Here is a 21,316-nt window from a genome sequence, read left to right on the forward strand (position 1 = left end):
TCCGGCCGGAACGTGCCGACTGGCCGAGATCCTTCCACCGCTGACTGCGAGGTTGCATGCACGTATCGACTGCCGCTGAACACTCCCCTCGCGGGGCAGCCCACGCGAGTCCTTCCGAGCGCCTGACGGGCACGGCACGGCTGGCCGACAGCCGCTGGACACGCTGCCTGCTGGCCAGTGTGCTGCTGGGTCTGGCCGGCTGCCAGTCGCCGGCCACGCAGGCTCCCTTCGCCTCTCAGCCGGACCCGCTGGATACCGCCCCACCCATCACCAGTGGCCTGGATGCCAACAGCCTCAATCAGCTGCTGGGCGCGGAGCTTGCCGGCCAGCGTGGCGACTACCCCAGCGCCGCCGATGGGTATCTGGCCGCCAGCCGCCGCTTCGATGATCCGGAACTGGCCCGGCGCGCCGTGCTGGCCGCTCGCTACGCCGACAATCCTGCCCTGCTGGAGCGTGCCGCCCAGCGCTGGCAACAACTGGATGATTCCGCGACCGAGCCGGGCATCATCCGCGCCCGCCTGGCCGTGGAGCGCGGCGACTGGATGACGGCGCTCGAGCAGCGTCTCGCGGTAGAGACCGCCGGCGGTACCGGCAACGTGACCACCTTGGCGGAGCAGTCCATCGATGCCGGCGCGGATCTGGAATCACTGCTGTCACGGCTGCTGGAGCATGTCGCGCAATATCCCGCGCAACCGGGCCCGCGAATTGCCGCCGCGCTCTATGAAGCGGCGCTTGGAAATGAGTCCGACGCTCGCAGGCGCCTGATGGCGATGGAAGGCGAGTTCCCCGAACTGGCCGAAGTGTGGCTGGCTCGCAGCGAGATAGAGCGCGACGCAGGCCGCCTGAGCGCCTCACGTCAGGCGGCCGAGCGTGGCCTGGCCATCGCCCCGAATGACAGTCGCTTGATCCTGAGCGCCGCCCAGACCGAACTTGCCGGTGGTGACATCGAGGCCGCGCGCCTGCGCATTGATGACCTTGTCAGCCGCCATGCCAACGCACCGCGCCTGCGTCTGGCACTGGCCAGCCTCTATCTGGACGCCGACTCTCCCGAGGACGCTCGTCGTCTGCTGCTGCCGTTGCTTGATGACACGCCGGTCCCGGATGCCGCCTATGCCCTGCTCGGGCTGGCGGCAGAGGCCAGCGGCGAGATCGACAACGCCATCCTCTATTACCGACAGGTACCGGATGGGGAGCGCTACGTCTCAAGTCGCGCGCGCGCCGCGCAGCTGCTGGTGGAGCATGATCGCAGCGAGGAGGCACGCCAGTTCCTTGCCGTCGAGCGCCTGCGTCATCCGCGTCACGCCATGACATTGCTCAGCTTCGAGATCGACCTGCTGGATGCCCAGGAACACTACGCCGCCGCCGACGAGCTGCTCGACGGCAGCATCAAGGCTCGCCAGAAGACACTCACCAGGGCACGCAGCGAAGGTGACGGCGAAAGCGCTGCCGTGACGGAGAACGAACTGGCCAGCCTGCTGTTCCTGCGCGGCATTCGTCGTCTCGATGACGGGCGTCTCGAGGAGATGGAGCAGGACCTGCGTCAGGTCATTGCACTGGAGCCCGAGAATGCCAGCGCCTACAACGCTCTGGGCTACACCCTGCTGGTAGAGGATGCGGACCGCCGCGCCGAAGCGCTCGAACTGGTTCAGCGCGCCCATGCGCTGAAGCCGAACGACCCTGCCATCCTCGACAGCCTCGGCTGGGGGTATTTCCTCACCGGGGATGCCGCCCAGGCATTGCCCCCGCTGGAAGCGGCCTGGGCCCAGCAACAGGATGCCGAGATAGGCGCACACCTCATCGAGGTGCTGTGGTCACTCGAGCAGCAGGATGAAGCACGCAGCCTGGCCATCGAGCTCAGTGAGCGTTTCGAGGAGGCCAGCGAGCTGGAAGCCCTGTTCCAGCGCATCCCGGCTCTGCGACCGGTCGTGGATGCGCCCTGACAGGACAGCCCGGCACTTTCTGTCCATCGGCGAGTCCATTATCCTGACTCGCCGATGGCGCCATCGGTTGCCCATCGACTCTCATTCCGCCATCCGGAAGGCTTTCGCGTCATGACCTCCTCTTCTTTCCCCCTATCATCATTCTCCTCTCCCCGGACACGCCACCTTTCCCTCGCCATGTTGCGCCGTCTGGTGGGGCCAGTCCTGCTGGCCATGACATTGGGCCTGAGCGGCTGTGCCAGTCAGATGGCCAGCGACAACGCCGGTGACCTGACCCGCAATGAAGGTGACTGGCAGCAGCAGAGCGACAGGATCGATTCGCTCACGCACTGGCAACTGGCAGGCAAGGTCGGCATTCGCACGCCGGAGGAAGGTCACAGCGCCAATCTTGACTGGCAGCAGGAGGGCGATGACTACCACATGCTGATCACCGGCCCACTGGGTGCTGGCCGCACGACCCTGGTGCGTGATGCCGAGGGCGTGCGCCTCTCCTCGTCCGACGGCGACTTCCAGGCACCGGACGCCGAAAGCCTGATGCTCTCGCAGCTGGGCTGGTCCTTGCCGCTGGGGGCCCTGGATGACTGGGTCCGCGGAGTGGCAGCCAAGGGCGAGCACGACCTGAAGAGTGACACCCTCGGCTTCCCCGATACCCTTTATCAGGATGGCTGGGAGGTGGACTATCAGGATTGGACCCGCGCCGAAGGACTGTGGCTGCCGCGCAAGATGAAACTCTACTACGGCGATCTGACCGCCACCCTGATCGTCAACCAGTGGCAGGCACTCTAAGCGTGCCCCCGACGCTCTCTTCTTTCTCCACGGCCAGCATTCCGGCCAGCTCATCCATGACGGACACGATGACCGCGACACTTTCTCTGCCGGCACCGGCCAAGCTCAACCGCATGCTGCATATCACCGGTCAGCGCGCCGATGGCTATCATGAACTGCAGACACTGTTCCAGTTTCTGGATCACGGTGACCGACTGGACTTCACGCTGCGTGATGACGCTGCCATTCACCTCGCCCCGGCCATCGAAGGCGTGCCCGCGGAGTCCAACCTGATCATGCGTGCCGCTCGCCTGCTGAGAGAAGCGGCCGTCGCACGCGGCCAGGTCGCGAGCTCGAATGACTTGCCCGGTGTCGATATCCGGCTGAAGAAGGTGCTGCCGATGGGCGGTGGCCTGGGCGGTGGCAGCAGTGATGCGGCCACCACGCTGCTGGCGCTGGACCACCTCTGGAAACTTGAGCTCGACCTGGACACCCTGGCCGAGCTCGGACTGGCTCTGGGGGCCGATGTACCGGTCTTCGTTCGCGGCTTTTCGGCCTGGGCCGAAGGCATCGGTGAGCGACTGGAACCTGCCCCGCTGGACACCCCGTGGTTCGTGGTGATCCACCCGGGCATCGAGGTCGCGACCCCCGCCGTGTTTGGCCACCCGCAATTGACACGTTCCAGTCCCGCGATTAGTATGGCGCGCGCACTGCAGGGGGGCCGCAACGACTGCGAAGTCGTGGTGCGCACTTTGTACCCGGCAGTCGCCGACGCCCTGGACTGGCTGGACCAGTTCGGCACCGCCAGACTGACGGGCACCGGCGCCTGTGTGTTCTGTGCGTTCGATGACGCACGACAGGCCAGCAAGGTGCTGGGCCGACTCGACTCCGAGCGCCCGACGTGGCACGCCTTCATGGCACGTGGTTGCAATCTCTCCCCTCTTCATGCCGCTCTGGCTTCGGCCTGAGCACAGCAACTGGTTGAAGTGAACGTTGCTGGGGTATCGCCAAGTGGTAAGGCACCGGTTTCTGGTACCGACATTCCCAGGTTCGAATCCTGGTACCCCAGCCAATCCTGGCCGTTCCCGGTCAACCCGGAATTCTCCACTCCCGAGATCCCACAAGACTCCAAAGGTGGCTGCGCGTGTCAAAACTGATGGTATTCGCGGGGAATGCCAATCCCGCTCTCGCCCGCAAGGTAGCTGAAGCCCTCGATACCCGCCTGGGCCACGCAACCGTCGGTCAGTTCAGCGATGGCGAGATTGCGGTAGAAATCAACGAAAACGTCCGCGGCAAGGACGTCTTCATCATGCAGTCCACCTGCGCACCGACCAACGACAACCTGATGGAGCTGATCCTGATGGTGGATGCGTTGCGTCGTGCGTCAGCGGCGCGCATCACGGCGGTCGTGCCGTACTTCGGCTACGCCCGTCAGGACCGCCGCGTGCGCTCTGCTCGCGTGCCGATCTCGGCGAAGGTGGTCGCGGACATGATGGTCAAGGCTGGCGTGAATCGCGTCATGACCATGGACCTGCATGCCGACCAGATCCAGGGCTTCTTCGATGTGCCGGTGGACAACGTCTACGGCTCACCGATCCTGCTCGATGACATCGAACGTCAGAACTATGACAACCTGATCGTCGTCTCCCCGGATGTGGGCGGCGTGGTACGTGCCCGTGCCATCGCCAAGCAGCTCAACTGCGAGCTGGCCATCATCGACAAGCGTCGTCCCCAGGCCAACCAGGCCCAGGTGATGAACATCATCGGTGATATCAAGGACCGCACCTGCGTGCTGGTCGATGACATGATCGACACCGCCGGCACCCTGTGCAAGGCGGGCGAGGCACTCAAGGATCATGGCGCCAACCGCGTCGTGGCCTATGCGTCCCACGCGATCCTGTCCGGCCCGGCGGTCGACAACATCACCAACTCCGTCCTCGACGAAGTGGTGGTGGCCGACACCATCCCGCTGTCCGACACCGCACGTCGTTCCGGCAAGATCCGCCAGCTGACAGTCGCTGGCCTGATCGCCGAGGCGATCCGTCGCGTCAGCAATGAAGAATCCGTCAGCGCCATGTTCCACTGAGTCCTGTCGGCGGGCCCTGCTCGCCGCTGCTCGGGGAAGAGGCACTGACACCGGCAGATGATCCGTCATCTGCCGACAAGCGGCCGGCCCGGAAATCTCCGGGCCGGCCTCATGGATCCGGTAGCGCTCTGGTCGCGGGGGCTGCCGGATTCTCATTAGACCCTTGAGGTATCTGCAAAATGAAACTGTTCAAACTGAATGCTGAAGTTCGTGAAGACCTGGGGAAAGGTGCGAGCCGCCGCCTGCGTCGTACGAACGACTTCGTGCCGGGAATCGTCTACGGCGCCGACAAGGCCCCGACTCCGGTCATGGTCGACAAGCCGAGCCTGTACAAGGCGGTTGACGATGAGGCGTTCTACTCCTCCATCATCACCCTGAATGTTGCTGGCAAGGCCGAGAAAGTCGTCATCCGTGACCTGCAGCGTCACCCGTTCAAGCCGCTGCTGACTCACATCGACTTCCTGCGCATCGACCCGACCCACAAACTGACCATGAACGTGCCGCTGCACATCACTGGTCAGGAAGCCTGTGTCGGCGTCAAGGATCAGGACGGCGTCCTGCACATCCTGGCAACTGACGTCGAAATCAGCTGCCTGCCGGAAGCCCTGCCGGAATACCTGGAGCTGGACGTGTCCAAGCTGGAAGTTGGCCACACCCTGCACCTGTCCGACATCGCTCTGCCGGAAGGCGCCGAGTCCGTTGCCCTGTCTCACGGTGCCGATCACGACACCGCTGTGGTCAACGTCACTCGTCCGAACATCTCTGCTGACGCAGAAGATACTGCTGAAGGCGAAGAAGCCGCTGCAGAATAACGCAGCCTTCTGATCAGGGAGCCAGACACGCATGTCACGAGTGAAAGCGATCATCGGCCTCGGTAATCCGGGGAGCGAATACGAAGACACCCGTCACAACGCCGGCGTCTGGCTCCTTGACGCTCTTGCGCGCCACGGTCACACCACGTTGCGTCCGGAACGCAAGTTCCATGGCCAGTACGCGAAGATCGTCTTCGCCGGTCAGGATCTGCATCTGCTGTTCCCATCGACGTTCATGAATCGCAGCGGTCAGGCCGTGGCCGCATTGTGCAACTTCTACAAGCTCGCCCCGGATGAACTGCTCGTCGCCCACGACGAACTGGACATCGACCCCGGCACCGCCCGCTACAAGCAGGGTGGCGGCCACGGGGGGCACAACGGGCTTCGCGACATCATCAGCGCACTGGGCAACGACAAGTCGTTCCATCGTGCCCGTATCGGCATCGGCCACCCCGGCAATGCCAAGCTGGTGACCAACTTCGTGCTCGGGCGTCCCGGCAAGGCTGAACGCCTGGCCATCGATGACGCCATCGACGAAGTGGTCATGACCCTCCCGGATGCCCTCAGCGGCGAATGGGCACGGGCCATGAATCGCCTGCACTCCTTCAAGCACTGAACCTCTGCATCACCCGGCATCACTCCTCTCCGAATTTCGGTGATTCGCTCAGCGCATCACCTCGCTTGTGCGCGCGCGTCTCGCCAAGCGATCAGCAGCAAAAGGCATCATTTGTCGCGCGACATGCGCCCAATGGATGACCTCGGCGGCATGAGGCCTTACACTTCCCGCCTGACTTCACACCGTGCCTGTCCCCTCGTCTCCTCGCATGGCCCGTGCCCTCGCACTCCGGGCCTGCCGGTCGAGACGGTCATCAGTGCCACGCCCCATTCGACACGTCACACCAGGATCTAGCGCCATGGGTTTCAATTGCGGCATCGTCGGCCTGCCGAACGTCGGCAAGTCCACTCTCTTCAATGCACTGACCAAGTCGGGCATTGACGCCGAGAACTTCCCCTTCTGCACCATCGAGCCGAACACCGGTATCGTGCCGATGCCTGACCCTCGCCTGAATGCGCTGGCCGAGATCGTCAAGCCGGAGAAGGTGATTCCGACCACCATGGAATTCGTCGACATCGCAGGTCTGGTCGCCGGCGCCTCCAAGGGCGAAGGCCTGGGCAACAAGTTCCTGGCCAACATCCGCGAGACCGATGCCATTGCCCACGTGGTGCGCTGCTTCGAGGATGACAACGTCATCCACGTCGCCAATCACGTTGACCCGGCCGCCGATATCGAGACCATCAACATCGAGCTGGCCCTGGCCGACCTCGACAGCGTCGAGCGCAGCATCCAGCGCCTGGCCCGTGTCGCCAAGGGCGGCGACAAGGAAGCCATCGCCACCAAGGCGGTGCTGGAGCGTATCCAGCCGCACCTGGCCGAAGGCCAGCCGCTGCGCAGCTTCGGTCTCAGCGATGACGACCTCAAGATCCTGCGTGGCTTCGGCTTCCTGACCCTCAAGCCGACCATGTACATCGCCAACGTCAGCGAGGAAGGCTTCGAGAACAACCCCTACCTCGACATCGTGCGTGGCATCGCCGCCAATGAAGGTGCCAGCGTGGTGCCGGTGTGCAACAAGATCGAAGCCGAGATCGCCGAGCTGGAGGAAGAGGAGCGCGAGATGTTCCTCGACGAGCTGGGCATGGAAGAGCCGGGCCTGGATCGCGTGATCCGCGCCGGTTATGAACTGCTGGGCCTGCAGACCTACTTCACCGCTGGCGTGAAGGAAGTGCGTGCCTGGACCGTCAAGATCGGCGCTACCGCTCCGGAAGGCGCTGGCGTCATCCACACCGACTTCCAGAAGGGCTTCATCCGCGCCGAAGTCATCTCCTATGACGACTTCATCGCCTACAAGGGCGAGCAAGGCGCCAAGGATGCCGGCAAGTGGCGCCTGGAAGGCAAGGACTACATCCTCAAGGATGGCGACGTGGTGCACTACCGCTTCAATGTCTGAGGCCTCGGGCGCAGTCAGTACCTGGTGAGCCAGCCTGAAAGCGCCTGATGCTGCAGGGAACGCCCCTGATCTCCCACGAGGTCAGGGGCGTTCTGCATCATGGGTCATGCCCCATCATCAAGAGCACAGCCCTGCAGCCATTGTGCCGCCAGCGTCGCCAACTGGTCCGCCAGTGACTGCGCCAGACGCCCCCTCCCCGCCTCTCGACGCCACACGGCACTCAGCATCAGCTCGCCGGCCTGGGGCAATGTCCGCGCGTCCAGGCCACGCTCCCGACAGGCGGTATGCGCCGTCAAGGCATCGACCACGGCCAGCCCCTCCCCTGCCTGCACCAGTGCCGCTGCCAGCGGATAGGTCTGTACGCGCGTCACGATGCGAGGAGATGACGGTGCTTTCGAGTTACCTGATTCAGACGGTGACGGCATCTCGCTCGCCAGCAGGCCATCGAGACGTCGCGCCAGCGGATCATGCGCCCCCAGCGCGATCAGACGCTGACCGGCAAGCTCCGCCACCGTCATCGGTGCCTGCTGACACTCCTGTGCCCAGTGCCCTGCGGGCGCCAATACCTTCAGGGGCATGCGGGCCAGTGCGCGAGTCATCAGTGCCGGATGCGTCGGCGCACTCAAGGTGAAGGCGATATCGACTTCATGCAGCAGCAGGGCATCGATGATCTCGCGGGTGTGCTGGGTGGCCAGCTCGCAATTGACTCGAGCATGTCGCCGGCGCCATTGCCCCAGCGCCTGCGGCAACAGCTGCTGGGCGATCGCCGGCGTCGCCACCACCTTGAGAGACTGCGCCTCACCTGAACGCAAGCCTTCTACCAGCCGCTTGACGTCATCCAGCTGCCCCAGCATCCCCTGGCTTGCCGCCTCCAGCTTGCGCGCCTCCTCCGTGGGCACCAGCTGTCCGGCGCTACGGGTGAACAGCGCGATCCCCCACTGCCGCTCCACCTGCTGCAACGCCTTGCTCGCGGCCGGCTGGGAAACATGCAACAGCCGAGCGGCGCCGGTCACGCTGCCGGCCTGCAACACCGCATGAAAGACCTCCAGATCCCTGAGCCGCATGCAAGATCTCCACATTCTGTCGTGTTGTCTCAACGTCCAGCCGACAGCCTACCCCATAACCGAGGGTTATGACGTAGCGAGGATCTTTCATTCGCCGCTCGGCCCCGGGACAGGCATGCTCATCTGCCTCCCCCATACCGTCAGGAGCCTGCCATGCAACGTCATGTGACCATCATCGGAGGCGGCGTGATCGGCCTGAGCAGCGCTCATGCACTGGTCCGAGCGGGACACTGCGTGACCCTGATCGATGCCCATGTCGAGGTCGCCCGCGAGACCAGCCACGCCAATGGCGGCCAGTTGAGCTACCGCTATGTGGCGCCACTGGCTGACAGCGGCGTGCCCCTCCAGGCCATCAAGTGGTTGCTGGCAGGCAATGAGGCACCGCTGCGGCTGCGCCCGCGGCTTGCCCCCTCGCAATGGCGCTGGATGACGCAGTTTCTGGCCGCCTGCAATCAGCGCACGCATCGAGCAAGCGCAGCGCAGATGCTCGCCCTGGCACTGCACAGCCAACAGATCATGACTCAGTGGCGAGTTCAGAATGCACTCGAGGAGTTCGCCTGGCAGCAACGCGGCAAGCTGGTGATCCATCGCGACTCCGCAGCGCTCGACAAGGCCGCCGCCGCACGCGTCGCGCCTCAGGACCAACAGGTGCTCGATGCACGTCAATGCATCGCACTGGAGCCCTCACTTATCCACCAGCAGCCTCATCTGTCGGGCGGAATCTTCAGCGCCTCGGACGAGACGGCGGATTGCCATGCCTTCTGTCAGGCGCTGGAGCGCAAGCTGCAGGCCTCTGATCGCTATACACGCCTCGCCAGCACCCGCGTCGCTCCACTGAGCGCGCATGACGGGCGCATCGCGCACCTCGAACTCACCCGCGCCGATGGCCGCCGCGAACGCCACGCCGTCGATACGCTGATCATCGCGGCCGGCAATCACGCCACCGAACTGGTCCGCCCGCTGGGCATCCGCCTGCCTCTGCAACCGCTCAAGGGCTACAGCCTCACGCTGCCACTGCCAGCTGACACCCCAAAGACAGCGGCCCCGCGCATCAGCGTGACGGATGCCGCGCGCAAGGTGGTCTACGCCGATCTGGATACACGCAAGTCCCGACAGCTGCGCGTCGCGGCCATGGTGGATATCGGCCACCGCGAATCTGACAGCTTCCATCCTGCGCTGGACGAGAAGCGCATTGCCGCCCTGCGTCAGCTGGCCAGTGAGACCTTCCCCGACGCCGGCGATTTCTCGCAAGCCACTCCGTGGGCCGGGCTGCGCCCCAGCACGCCGAAGGGCCCTCCGATCCTGGGCCGCCCCCAGCAAGCGGGCAGACCGGACAACCTGTGGCTGAACGTCGGACATGGCAGCCTGGGCTTCACGCTGGCCTGCGCCAGTGGCGACCTCATCGCACGCGCCATCTCGCAAGAGACCCGTCCCGGCACGCTCCTCGATACCCTCCCCGACCACCTCGCAGAGCAGCTCGGCTGCTAGCCTGATGAATTCCCTGCCACTTTTTCAGGCTGATGCGTTGACAACATCACGGATAATCCGTAATATTCGCCTCCGTTGGACGGCTACATAGCTCAGCTGGTTAGAGCACATCACTCATAATGATGGGGTCCCCTGTTCAAATCAGGGTGTAGCCACCAACCAAGATTCGAAAGGCCTGACTGCTTGCAGTCAGGCCTTTTTTGTTGCGTCGGATTCACATTCCCTCGCATCGCCTGCGCTCATGCTCGTGATTCCCGCCGACAATCGACACCGGAACCGGAACCGGAACCGAAACCGGAACCGGAACCGGAACCGAAAGAGGCAGCCCGCAGGCCGCCTCTTTCAATGTTTCAATTTTTCAATGTTTCACCGTGCTTGTCAGTTCAACTCTGCTCAGTCCAGACGCTCGCGATTGCAGAATGCCACCAGCACCTTGATCAGCATCGCCACATCGGCACTGCCGGACGTCTCACGAATCGAGTGCATGCCCCACTGCGGCAGCCCGACATCCAAGGTCGGCACCCCCACTTCACTGGCGGTGATCGGCCCGATGGTGCTGCCGCAACCCATGTCGGCACGGCTGACGAACGTCTGAACCGGCACCTCCTGCTCCCGGCACAGCTCACGGAACAGACCCGCCGTGGTGCTGTTGGTGGCATAACGCTGATTGGCGTTGACCTTGATCACCGGCCCCGCATTCAGTTTCGGGCCATGACCCGCATCATGCTTGTCCGGGAAGTTGGGGTGGACGGCATGCGCATTGTCACAGGAGATCATCAAGGAGCGCTGCACGAGGCACTGATAACCTTCTTCGTTGACCAAGCCCACATAGTGATTGATGCGCTTGAGCACATCCGCCAGGAAAGGCCCCTGGGCACCGCAGGCGCTGGCACTGCCGACTTCCTCGTGATCCGTGGCGACGAACAGCGCGCCCTGGCTGCCATCGGCCCCCAGCAACGCTTCCAGGCCGACGAAGCAGGACAGCAGATTGTCCAGGCGTGCACTGGCGACCAGCTCGCCCTTGAGCCCGGCCTGGGCCGCCGGCTGCAGATCATGCAGCCCGAGTTCGAAGTCGATGACCTCCGCGACACGCACGCCGTGCTGCTCTTCCAGCAGCTCGATCAACAGCGCATGGAAGGCCTCAGCCGGGGTGCCAGCCTCCTCGCCCAGCTGCATGACCACGGCGGACATCTGCGTCTGGGCATTGATGGCGCGCCCATTGTTGACGTCACGATCCAGGTGAATCGCCAGGCTCGGAACACAGGCCACCGGCCGCATCACCGTCAGCAGCAGACTCTCGCGACGGCCATCCTGGTGACGCACCTGAACACGGCCTGCAAGCCCGAGATCGCGATCGAACCAGGTATTCAGCAGCACGCCACCGTAGGTTTCGATCCCCAGGGTCAACCAGCCCTGACTGAGCTGGGCTGGATTGGGCTTCAGGCGCAGGCAAGGAGAATCCGTGTGCGCGCCGATCATCCGTATTGCCTCGAGCTGCGTATTACCCCGAGGAAGCTGAAAGGCGATCAGCGAGGAATCATTGCGCGTCACGAAAGCCCGTTCACCGGGCGACAACTTCCAGCTTTCGGTCTCCTCGAGTCGGCGATAGCCTTCGCGCTCCAGGCGAGCCGCCATGGTCGCCGTGGCATGCCAGGGAGTCGGAGAGACATTCAGGAATTCAAGCAGTGCTGGAACGCGGGAATCCGCAATCGCGTAAGTCATGATAGCGTCAAGTCCTCGAAGATGAATGCAAGGCACTGTATAAGAAGAAACATGATGGATAGAGCGAAACGACTCCTCCCTTGCGGTGGTGATCGACCCGCCAGCTCTCGTCAGCCGCGCAGGTCCCGCAGGACCGATCACGCCAGGCAGCGCTGACACGCCATACCGCAAGCCCCGCCGATCAACGACAGGCAACTGTCGCGGACGCGGGAGGCTGCTACAATGCCCGCTCGACCTCTCCGCGGAGAGGTCGCTCAGGGAGCAGAGTGTACATGAATCGGGAGTGCTTCATTGATGAGCCTGTTTGCAAACGTCCGGCGCACGGCATGCCTTGCCTTGTGTCTCGCCATGGCCGGCCCCGCCAGCGCCGCGGTCACCCCTACTGACGCCGATGCACAGGCTGCTCGCGAAGTTGCCGAATCATTGCGTTACGGGCATTACGAAGATGTCACGCTGGATGACCAATGGGCTACCCAGGCATTCACGCAATATCTCAAGACACTCGACCCCCAGAAAGCCTATCTGCTGGACTCGGATATCACCGAGTTCAGTGATCTTCGCCACGCCTTCGATGACGCCATGCTCGACGGTGATCTCGAGCGCCTCTATGCCCTGCATGCCCGCTACCAGCAGCGCCTCACCTCACGCCTCGAATGGCTGGTGAAGACGCTGGACGGCAAGCCGAGCTTCGATTTCACCCGCGATGATCGACTCGCACTCGATCGTGCGGAAAGCCCCTGGGCCGACAGCGAGCAGGAGCTTGATGAGCTGTGGCGCAAGCGACTCAAGAACGCCTGGCTGTCGATGTCGCTGTCCGACAAGAGCGACGAGGACATCGCCAAGACGCTCAGCGAGCGCTATGCCAACCAGCTCAAGCGCATCGAGCAGACCAACGACGAAGACATCCTGACCCTGATCATGCACGCCGTCACCGGCAGCATCGATCCGCACAGCGAATACTTCTCCCCACGCCAGGGCGAATCCTTCGACATCCAGATGAAGCTGTCACTCGATGGCATCGGTGCCCTGCTTCAATCCGAAGGCGAGTACGTCAAGGTCTCAAGCCTGGTACCGGGCGGCCCGGCCGAGAAGGACGGGGAGCTCAAGCCGGCGGACCGCATCGTGGCCGTTGGTCAGGGGGATGGCGAATGGACCAACGTGGTCGGCATGCGCCTTGACGATGTCGTGGACCTGATCCGCGGCCCCAAGGGCTCCGTCGTGCGCCTTGAAGTCATCCCGGCCCAGTCCCTGGATGTCACCAAGACACGGGAAGTGGACATCACCCGCGACACCGTCAAGCTGGAAGACCAGGCTGCCAACGCCAAGGTCGTCGACGTCAAGCGCAATGATGGCGTGCACAGGATCGGCGTGATTCACGTCCCTGCCTTCTATGTCGACTTCGATGCCTGGCAGGCCGGCGAAGATGACTATCGCAGCACCACACGTGACGTGGCGCGCCTCATCGATGAGCTGAAGGCCAAGCAGGTGGAAGGCATCATTCTGGATCTGCGCAACAATGGCGGCGGCGCCCTGCAGGAGGCCAATTCGATGATCGGCCTGTTCATCGACCGCGGCCCCACCGTGCAGGTACGTGATGCCCGCGGACGCATCAGCCTGTATGGCGATACCGATGCCGGCACCCACTACGATGGTCCGCTGGCCGTCCTGGTCAACCGCCTTTCGGCCTCGGCCTCCGAGATCTTTGCCGGCGCCATCCAGGATTATGGCCGCGGCCCGGTCATCGGCAGCCAGACCTTCGGCAAGGGCACCGTGCAGACGATCTCCTCGCTGACACAAGGTGAAATCAAGCTGACCCGCGCCAAGTTCTATCGCATCTCCGGTGACTCCACCCAGAACAAGGGCGTCAAGCCGGACATCGCCTTCCCCAGCATCATCGACCCGAAGGAAATCGGCGAATCGAGCCTCGACTACGCCCTGCCATGGGACCAGGTTCGCCCGGTGAAGTATCGTCGCTATGGGGAACCGGCTCGCTACCTGGCAGCCCTGCGTGCCCGCCACGAGAGCCGTGTCGAACAGGAGCCCAACTTCGTCTACCTGCAGAGCGAAGTCGCGCTGTCAAAGGCACTGCGCGCCCAGCAGACCAGCATCAGCCTCAATCGTGAGCAACGCAAGCGCGAGATGGATGCCCAGGAAGCCGAGCAACTGGCACTGGAAAACAAGCGCCGCCGAGCACTGGGCATGGAGCCGCTGTCGAGCTTCGCCGAACTTGATGCCGCCAGCGATCACATCGCATCGGCAGAAAGTGACCTGCAGCAGGAGATCGAGACGCAGGACAGCACCGACGAGCCAGCCGAGGATCCCATCGATCAGGCTCAGCTACAGGAAAGCGCCGAGATCCTGCTCGATTACGCCCATCTCAATGGCGATCGCTGAACTCTCTCGTCGTCGCTGACGCGCCGGCACATCGCGGTTGCAAGGCCCCTGCCCTCATGTCAGATCCGAGTGCAGGGGCTTTTTCATGCCTGATGCAGGCGTCATCGACACGCACGGGCGAGTCGACGCACCGGCGCTCGGCACGCGGGGGCAAGCTGAAACGAATAGCAGAAAGAGATCGACCAGCAAGGAAGCGGGCGGACACAGGAAAGCAGGCAGACACAGAAAAGCGGCAGCGAAGGCTGCAGGAGTAAGACACCATCAGCGCAGAATCACGTCATTCTGACGAGAGGCAGGTGGGATCTCGAACGATCGACTGGCAAGAGAGGGAGATACGGGATGTGATATTGGCTCCTCGAACAGGACTCGAACCTGTGACCCAATGATTAACAGTCATTTGCTCTACCAACTGAGCTATCGAGGAACAACGAAATATCGATCGATATCAGGGCGATATCGAAGCTGACGATGAGATGCTCATCTACCAGCGTCATTTCCGGCATTGGCAGGAAGCCTGGGATTGGCTCCTCGAACAGGACTCGAACCTGTGACCCAATGATTAACAGTCATTTGCTCTACCAACTGAGCTATCGAGGAACGACCGGAAATCCATCTGCCAGCGACATCATCATGGATGCTGTCAGACTGACATTTCAAGCATGCTGCGTGTGCTATTGGCTCCTCGAACAGGACTCGAACCTGTGACCCAATGATTAACAGTCATTTGCTCTACCAACTGAGCTATCGAGGAACAACCTTGAACACGCGACGAATTATACGGAAATACTCAATGGCGTCAACCACCTTCGGGCATTCAACCTACCGCAGAACTCGCTCGATTCCTTCTGCCGAATCCACCTCCGAAAGCGCACATGGCGACATCCAGATGTGACAAGGCCCGCACGGATGCAGGCCTTGGAATCACTGGTGGCTACACCCTGATTTGAACAGGGGACCCCATCATTATGAGTGATGTGCTCTAACCAGCTGAGCTATGTAGCCACACGACGAGGCGTATATTGCAGGTCAGGCTGCTGAATTGCAAGCACTTTTTTTGCAATTGCCCGTCAAAGTGAGTCAGCGGGATGCTCAGATGCCCAGCGAGGCCTTGACGGCAGGCAGGCCAGGTTCTCCCTGGGTGGTCTCGACACCTTCAAGCCATGCCTCCAGCACGCTGGGGTTCTGCTTGAGCCAGTCTGCTGCTGCCTCATCCGGATCGGCACCCTCATCCATGATCTCGCCCATGATCTGATTTTCCATCTCCAGGCTGAACTCGAGATTGGCCAGCAGCGCACCGACATTGGAACACGCCTCACTATATCCCGCGCGGGTATTGGTGTAGACCGTCGCTCCGCCCAGGTTCGGCCCGAAGTAGTCATCCGCGCCTTCCAGATATCCCATCTCGAAGCGAGTGTTCATGGGGTGCGGCTCCCAGCCGAGGAAGACGACCCACTCCTTGGCCGCGATCTTCGACTTCACTTCCGCCAGCATGCCGGCTTCGGAAGAATCGATCATCTCGAAGGCGCCCAGACCGAAGGCATCGTCATCGATCATGTCGGCGATGATCATGTTGCCATCATTGCCTGCCTCGATGCCGTAGATGCGCCCATCGAACTTCTCGAGGTTGTCGGCAAGATCCGCCACCGAGGTCACGCCGGCATCCAGCACGTACTGGGGCACCGCCAGGGTGTACTTGGCCCCTTGCAGATTCGCACGCGGTCGCTCTACCTGCCCCTTGTCGATATAGGGGTCACTGATGGAAGCCATCGACGGCATCCAGTTCCCCAGGAAGACATCGAAGTCATTGTTCTTCATGCCGGCATAGGCGATCGGCACGGAGATCGTATCGGAGGTCGTCTCGTACCCCAAACCTTCCAGGACACTGCGCGTCAGCGCCGTGGTGGCAGTGATGTCCGTCCATCCCACCTCAGCGAAGCGCACCGTACTGCACTCCTCTGATACCTCGGCGTGCGCCTGGGGTGCCAGCAGCATCCCCATGGCCAGTCCCAGCGGCAATGCGGCAAAACCTGATGATGATTTCATGCTTGTCCCTTCTCTTTGTTATATGAGCAGTACATGTCCGTCAGTCACACGTGTCATTGATCCCCACCCGGCCCGGCGACAAGTGACAGCCCGCGGGAGGCGCCACTCATGACACGCTCTCATCACGACAAGCTCCCATGCCGTCGTTGAGAAGCTGCCTGTCTCTGACGAGCTGCCGGGCCAGACGTACGAGGCACCTCGTGGGCACCTTCACAGCCCTTGCTAGGACGCCTTGTGCCCTCTGGCGTTCTCTATAGTTCTACCAAGCCTGGCTTTCAATAACCACGAATTATGCAACTTGACGCATCACCTTTCTGTCTCTACACTTTTTATTAATTGAACGTTCAATAAAACTCGAGTCACGACAAGATCGAGCCGAATCCCGATTGAACGCCGGATTCAGCAATGCGGTGACAACCGCGTATCCTTGGCGTCTACCAGTACCAAGATTACGCGAGTTTCACCGATACGCCACCTGACGGGAGAGCAAGCTGATGCCGAAAGTGGGAATGGAGCCCATTCGTCGCCGCCAATTGATTCTGGCCACCATGCAAGCCATCGATGAGGCAGGACTGGCCGACGCCACCGTTGCACGGATCGCACGGCATGCGGGCGTCTCCGCCGGCATCATCAGTCACTACTTCGGCGGCAAGGATGGCCTGATGGAGGCCACGATGCGCCAGATCCTCACCGACCTGCGCAGAGCCGTCAGTGAGCGACGCGCCGAGATCGCCTCGAACGACGTCCGCAGTCACCTGCACGCCGTGATCGATGGCAACTTCGATCGCAGCCAGGTCAGTCAGAGCGTCTCCAAGACCTGGTTGGCCTTCTGGGCCTCCAGCATGCACCGCACACCGCTGGAGCGCCTGCAGAAGGTCAATGACCGTCGTCTGGTCTCCAATCTGTCGGCCATCTTCCGTCGCGTGATGCCGCTGGTGGAGGCACGCGATGCGGCGGCAGGACTCGCCGCCTTGATCGACGGCCTGTGGTTGCGTGGCACGCTGGACCCCGAGGGACTGGACGTCGAGCGAGCCCGGCGTCTGGCCTATGAATATGTGGAATACCAGCTGGCGCAACACGCCGCTGACGTCTCCACGCCAGCAGCAGATGCACAAGCGTCTGACATGACGCACCCGGTGCCTGCCGAGCATGCCTGAGCGCAACAGCCTCCCCCGCTCGGACGCTTGAACCCACAGGTACTCTACGACTCTCCCCTTTTCTGATCCCTGACAGGAGCGCAAGCATGGCCAACAGCAACGCAAGCTTCCCGACCCAGACCCTGTACATCAATGGTCGTCGCGTTGACGCGACCTCTGGCGAAACCTTCGAGACCGTCAACCCGGCCACCGGCGACGTCATCGCCCAGGTACAGCAGGCCAGTGGCGCGGACGTGGATGCCGCCGTCGAAAGCGCCCTGCAGGGCCAGAAGGTGTGGGCCGCGATGAGCGGCATGGAGCGTTCGCGTATCCTGCGTCGCGCCGTCGACCTGCTGCGCGAGCGCAATGACGAGCTGGCACTGCTCGAGACATTGGACACCGGCAAGCCGCTATCCGAGACCGAAGTGGTCGACATCGTCACCGGTGCCGATGCACTGGAATACTATGCAGGCCTCGCGCCGGCCATCGAAGGCACCCAGGTGCCTCTGCGCCAGGAAGCCTTCGTCTATACCCGCAAGGAACCGCTGGGTGTCATCGGTGCCATCGGTGCCTGGAACTACCCGATCCAGATCGCCTGCTGGAAATCTGCCCCGGCACTCGCCGCCGGCAACGCCATGGTCTTCAAGCCCAGCGAAGTCACGCCGCTGAGCGCACTGAAGCTTGCCGAGATCTTCACCGAAGCCGGCCTGCCGGACGGCGTGTTCAACGTCGTGCAGGGCGATGCCCGCGTCGGCGTGATGCTCACCGAGCACCCGGATATCGCCAAGATCTCCTTCACCGGCGAAGCCGGCACCGGCAAGAAGGTCATGTCCGCGTCCGCCTCTTCCAGCCTCAAGGAAGTCACCATGGAGCTGGGCGGCAAGTCCCCGCTGCTGGTGTTCGCGGATTCCGACCTCGACCGTGCTGCCGACGGCGCCATGATGGCCAACTTCTACAGCTCCGGTCAGGTGTGCACCAACGGCACCCGCGTCTTCGTCGAAGCCAGCGTCAAGGACGCCTTCGAGGCCAAGATCGTCGAGCGCGTCGCACGCATCAAGGCCGGTGATCCGCAGGATCACGCCACCACCTTCGGTCCGCTGGTCAGCTTCGAGCACCTGGAAAAGGTCGTCTCCTACCTGGAGATCGCCAAGCAGGACGGCGCACGTCTGCTGGTTGGCGGCGAGCGCATGAGCGAAGGCGACTTCGCCAAGGGCGCCTGGGTCGCGCCGACCGTCTACACCGACTGCAGCGATGACATGCGCATCGTGCAGGAAGAGATCTTCGGTCCGGTGATGTCCATCCTGTCCTTCGACAGCGAAGAGGAAGTCATCCGCCGCGCCAACGACACCACCTATGGCCTGGCGGCTGGCCTGTTCACCGAGAACCTGAACCGCGCGCACCGCGTGATCCACCAGCTCGAAGCCGGTATCTGCTGGGTCAACACCTGGGGCGAGTCCCCGTCCGAGATGCCGGTCGGCGGCTACAAGCAGTCAGGCATCGGTCGCGAGAATGGTGTCGAGACGCTGTCCCACTACACTCAGACCAAGTCCGTGCTGATCGAGATGGGGCCGTTCGAGTCCGCCTTCTGAGCCACCAGAGGCCATGAGGCCTGAATCGACGACAGCAGCATCGTCTGGCGCAGGATGCGGGATCAGGACACTTGATCCACTGATCCGCTGCAGTGAGTTGATGCACGGAAGATAGCGCCAGATGCCCCACCCGCCGGCATGACGACCCCTCGTCGTGCCGGCCAGCACGCCACGCCACTCATGACTTCGGCGCTGGCAGTGCACGAATCCCGACGAGTCGCTGACAGTGATGGCATACCACTTGCCATGCGCTGCCCCGACGGCTCCTCACAGACACATCACCGTATCCATCCGCCCGGCAGTGGCCACCCCTCGTCGTCGACGGGGCGTCCTGCGCCCGCATGTGGCATCTGATACGAAAGGAGATTTCATGAGCCAATTCGAGCGTGAATACGACTACGTCATCATCGGTGCCGGCAGCGCCGGCAACGTGCTGGCCACTCGCCTCAGCGAAGACGCTGACGTCAGTGTCCTGCTGCTGGAAGCGGGCGGCCGTGACCACCGTTTCGATTTCCGTACCCAGATGCCTGCCGCACTGGCGTATCCCCTGCAGGGCCAGCGCTACAACTGGGACTTCAAGACCGACCCCGAGCCGCACATGAACAATCGCCGCATGGAATGTGGCCGCGGCAAGGGACTGGGAGGCTCCTCGTTGATCAATGGCATGTGCTACATCCGTGGCAATGCGCTGGATTACGACAACTGGGCCAAGGATCCCATCCTGGCTGACTGGAACTATCGTGAGTGCCTGCCCTACTTCCGCAAGTGCGAGACGCGCGATATCGGCCCCAACGACTACCACGGCGGCGATGGGCCGGTCTCGGTCACGACTCCCAAGGAAGGCAACAACGAGCTCTATCACGCCTTCATCGCGGCAGGCATCGAGGCGGGCTATCCGGCCACCGAAGACGTCAACGGCTATCAGCAGGAAGGCTTCGGCCCGATGGACCGCTTCGTGACCAAGGAAGGCCGTCGCGCCTCCACCGCCCGCGGCTATCTGGATACCGCCAAGAAGCGCGCCAACGTGACCATCGAGACGCGTGCCACCACCGATGTCATCCTGTTCGAGGGCAAGACAGCGGTCGGCGTGAAATATGAGCGCAAGGGGCAGGACCACCGCGTACGTGCACGCAAGGAAGTGCTGCTGTGTGCTGGCGCCATCGCCTCGCCGCAGATCCTTCAGCGCTCCGGCGTCGGCAATCGTGAGCACCTCGAGCCGCTGGGCGTGAAGATGGTGCACCACCTGCCGGGTGTGGGGGAGAACCTGCAGGATCACCTCGAGCTCTACATCCAGTACGAGTGCACCAAGCCGATCTCGCTCTACCCGTCCCTCAAGTGGTACAACCAGCCGCCCATCGGCCTGGAGTGGATGCTCAAGGGGACCGGTGTGGGTGCCAGCAACCAGTTCGAGGCTGCCGGCTTCATTCGCAGCGATGCCAACGAGGCCTGGCCGAACCTGCAGTATCACTTCCTGCCGATCGCGATCAGCTACAACGGCAAGAGTGCGGTGCAGGGCCACGGCTTCCAGGCACATGTCGGTTCCATGCGCTCCCAGAGCAAGGGCCGTGTCCGACTGACCTCACTGGACCCCAAGGCCGCGCCCTCGATCTTCTTCAACTACATGGCCGAGGAGCGTGACTGGGAAGAGTTCCGCGCCGCCATTCGCCTGACTCGCGAGATCATCGCTCAGCCGGCACTGGACGATTACCGTGGCCGCGAACTGGCGCCGGGCGCTGATGTCCAGACGGACGAGCAGCTCGACGAATACGTACGCAATCATGCCGAGACGGCCTACCACCCGTGCGGCAGCTGTCGCATGGGCAGTGACGCGACCTCCGTGGTCGATGGCGCCGGTCGCGTGCATGGTCTCGACAACCTGCGCGTCGTGGACGCCTCGCTGTTCCCGGTCATCCCCACCGGCAACCTGAACGCACCGACGATCATGCTGGCGGAGAAGATGGCCGACAAGATTCGGGGCCGTGCTCCGCTGCCACCGTCCGACGCCGACTACTTCGTGATCGAGCCGGGCACACCGGCCAAGCAGCCCGCCAAGCGCCAGATCGATTCCGCGCCGATCAACGGCTGATCCCGCGCGATCAACGTAAGCCTCCGTTATGCTGACGGCAGGCATGGAAGCACCATCGATCGTTCGAGGCCCCGCACTGCGGGGCCTTTTTTATGTCTGGCATGTCTCGCTTCCAGACCATCACTTCCGTCGTGGCAGCCCACCTCCCCGTTTCTCCCCGCCCGCATCGCTTCATCCCGCCCGCA

15 protein-coding genes and 6 tRNA genes are annotated in these 21,316 nt (G+C 62.8%); 14 read left to right on the forward strand and 7 right to left on the reverse strand.

What is annotated here, in order from left to right; all coding sequences use genetic code 11:
* Positions 1–56 precede the first annotated feature (56 nt).
* The 8 genes from QD172_RS05630 (at position 57) to ychF (ending at position 7,609) form a co-directional block, all read left to right on the forward strand.
* Positions 57–1,940 carry a tetratricopeptide repeat protein gene (locus QD172_RS05630; RefSeq protein ID WP_077371493.1) on the forward strand — a complete coding sequence of 628 codons (1,884 nt, stop codon included), beginning with the start codon at positions 57–59 and terminating at the stop codon, positions 1,938–1,940.
* A 111-nt stretch (positions 1,941–2,051) separates the two neighbouring features.
* Positions 2,052–2,726 (forward strand): lipoprotein insertase outer membrane protein LolB, encoded by a 675-nt coding sequence (gene lolB, locus QD172_RS05635; RefSeq protein ID WP_279855201.1) that lies wholly within the window; start codon positions 2,052–2,054, stop codon positions 2,724–2,726.
* Between the two features lie 68 nt (positions 2,727–2,794).
* Positions 2,795–3,673, forward strand: coding sequence for a 4-(cytidine 5'-diphospho)-2-C-methyl-D-erythritol kinase (gene ispE, locus QD172_RS05640; protein ID WP_103751362.1), 879 nt, complete (start codon positions 2,795–2,797; stop codon positions 3,671–3,673).
* 29 nt (positions 3,674–3,702) lie between these two features.
* Positions 3,703–3,777: transfer RNA gene (locus QD172_RS05645), tRNA-Gln, on the forward strand.
* 84 nt (positions 3,778–3,861) lie between these two features.
* Positions 3,862–4,791 (forward strand): ribose-phosphate pyrophosphokinase, encoded by a 930-nt coding sequence (locus QD172_RS05650; protein WP_077371487.1) that lies wholly within the window; start codon positions 3,862–3,864, stop codon positions 4,789–4,791.
* Positions 4,792–4,970: 179 nt separating this feature from the next.
* The gene (locus tag QD172_RS05655) at positions 4,971–5,603 is read left to right on the forward strand and encodes a 50S ribosomal protein L25/general stress protein Ctc (protein WP_077371484.1); all 633 of its coding nucleotides are present in this window, start codon (positions 4,971–4,973) and stop codon (positions 5,601–5,603) included.
* Positions 5,604–5,634: 31 nt separating this feature from the next.
* Positions 5,635–6,219: an aminoacyl-tRNA hydrolase gene (gene pth / locus QD172_RS05660; RefSeq protein WP_279855202.1), complete on the forward strand. Its 585-nt coding sequence runs from the start codon at positions 5,635–5,637 to the stop codon at positions 6,217–6,219.
* A gap of 298 nt (positions 6,220–6,517) precedes the next feature.
* Positions 6,518–7,609 (forward strand): redox-regulated ATPase YchF, encoded by a 1,092-nt coding sequence (ychF, locus tag QD172_RS05665; RefSeq protein WP_077371478.1) that lies wholly within the window; start codon positions 6,518–6,520, stop codon positions 7,607–7,609.
* A 104-nt stretch (positions 7,610–7,713) separates the two neighbouring features.
* Here the strand turns inward: ychF and QD172_RS05670 are convergent, their stop codons facing one another.
* A complete protein-coding gene (locus QD172_RS05670; protein ID WP_279855203.1) occupies positions 7,714–8,673 on the reverse strand; it encodes a LysR substrate-binding domain-containing protein in 960 nt (319 codons plus the stop codon).
* A gap of 153 nt (positions 8,674–8,826) precedes the next feature.
* Here QD172_RS05670 and QD172_RS05675 point away from each other — a divergent pair, with 153 nt between their 5' ends.
* Positions 8,827–10,161, forward strand: a complete 1,335-nt coding sequence (locus tag QD172_RS05675; RefSeq protein ID WP_279855204.1) for a D-amino acid dehydrogenase — start codon at positions 8,827–8,829, stop codon at positions 10,159–10,161.
* Between the two features lie 81 nt (positions 10,162–10,242).
* Positions 10,243–10,319 (forward strand) — tRNA-Met (locus tag QD172_RS05680).
* Between the two features lie 235 nt (positions 10,320–10,554).
* Here QD172_RS05680 and QD172_RS05685 read toward each other — a convergent pair.
* Positions 10,555–11,883 carry a M18 family aminopeptidase gene (locus tag QD172_RS05685; protein WP_279855205.1) on the reverse strand — a complete coding sequence of 443 codons (1,329 nt, stop codon included), beginning with the start codon at positions 11,881–11,883 and terminating at the stop codon, positions 10,555–10,557.
* Between the two features lie 294 nt (positions 11,884–12,177).
* Here QD172_RS05685 and QD172_RS05690 point away from each other — a divergent pair, with 294 nt between their 5' ends.
* A complete protein-coding gene (locus QD172_RS05690; protein WP_084209250.1) occupies positions 12,178–14,277 on the forward strand; it encodes a carboxy terminal-processing peptidase in 2,100 nt (699 codons plus the stop codon).
* A gap of 348 nt (positions 14,278–14,625) precedes the next feature.
* Here the strand turns inward: QD172_RS05690 and QD172_RS05695 are convergent.
* The 5 genes from QD172_RS05695 to QD172_RS05715 form a co-directional block, all read right to left on the reverse strand.
* Positions 14,626–14,701 (reverse strand) — tRNA-Asn (locus QD172_RS05695).
* Between the two features lie 97 nt (positions 14,702–14,798).
* Positions 14,799–14,874 (reverse strand) — tRNA-Asn (locus QD172_RS05700).
* 78 nt (positions 14,875–14,952) lie between these two features.
* Positions 14,953–15,028 (reverse strand) — tRNA-Asn (locus QD172_RS05705).
* Between the two features lie 174 nt (positions 15,029–15,202).
* Positions 15,203–15,279: transfer RNA gene (locus tag QD172_RS05710), tRNA-Met, on the reverse strand.
* Positions 15,280–15,366: 87 nt separating this feature from the next.
* Positions 15,367–16,275: a choline ABC transporter substrate-binding protein gene (locus QD172_RS05715; RefSeq protein ID WP_279855239.1), complete on the reverse strand. Its 909-nt coding sequence runs from the start codon at positions 16,273–16,275 to the stop codon at positions 15,367–15,369.
* A gap of 539 nt (positions 16,276–16,814) precedes the next feature.
* Here QD172_RS05715 and betI point away from each other — a divergent pair.
* From betI to betA, 3 genes are all read left to right on the forward strand, one after another.
* Positions 16,815–17,477 carry a transcriptional regulator BetI gene (betI, locus tag QD172_RS05720; protein ID WP_279855206.1) on the forward strand — a complete coding sequence of 221 codons (663 nt, stop codon included), beginning with the start codon at positions 16,815–16,817 and terminating at the stop codon, positions 17,475–17,477.
* Between the two features lie 86 nt (positions 17,478–17,563).
* Positions 17,564–19,045 (forward strand): betaine-aldehyde dehydrogenase, encoded by a 1,482-nt coding sequence (gene betB / locus QD172_RS05725; RefSeq protein WP_077371457.1) that lies wholly within the window; start codon positions 17,564–17,566, stop codon positions 19,043–19,045.
* A 370-nt stretch (positions 19,046–19,415) separates the two neighbouring features.
* Positions 19,416–21,131, forward strand: a complete 1,716-nt coding sequence (gene betA, locus QD172_RS05730) for a choline dehydrogenase (RefSeq protein WP_279855207.1) — start codon at positions 19,416–19,418, stop codon at positions 21,129–21,131.
* The last annotated feature ends 185 nt before the right edge of the window (positions 21,132–21,316 follow it).

Origin of the sequence: Cobetia sp. 10Alg 146 (assembly GCF_029846385.1) — a bacterium.
In the GTDB taxonomy this organism is placed as follows: Bacteria; Pseudomonadota; Gammaproteobacteria; order Pseudomonadales; family Halomonadaceae; genus Cobetia; species Cobetia marina.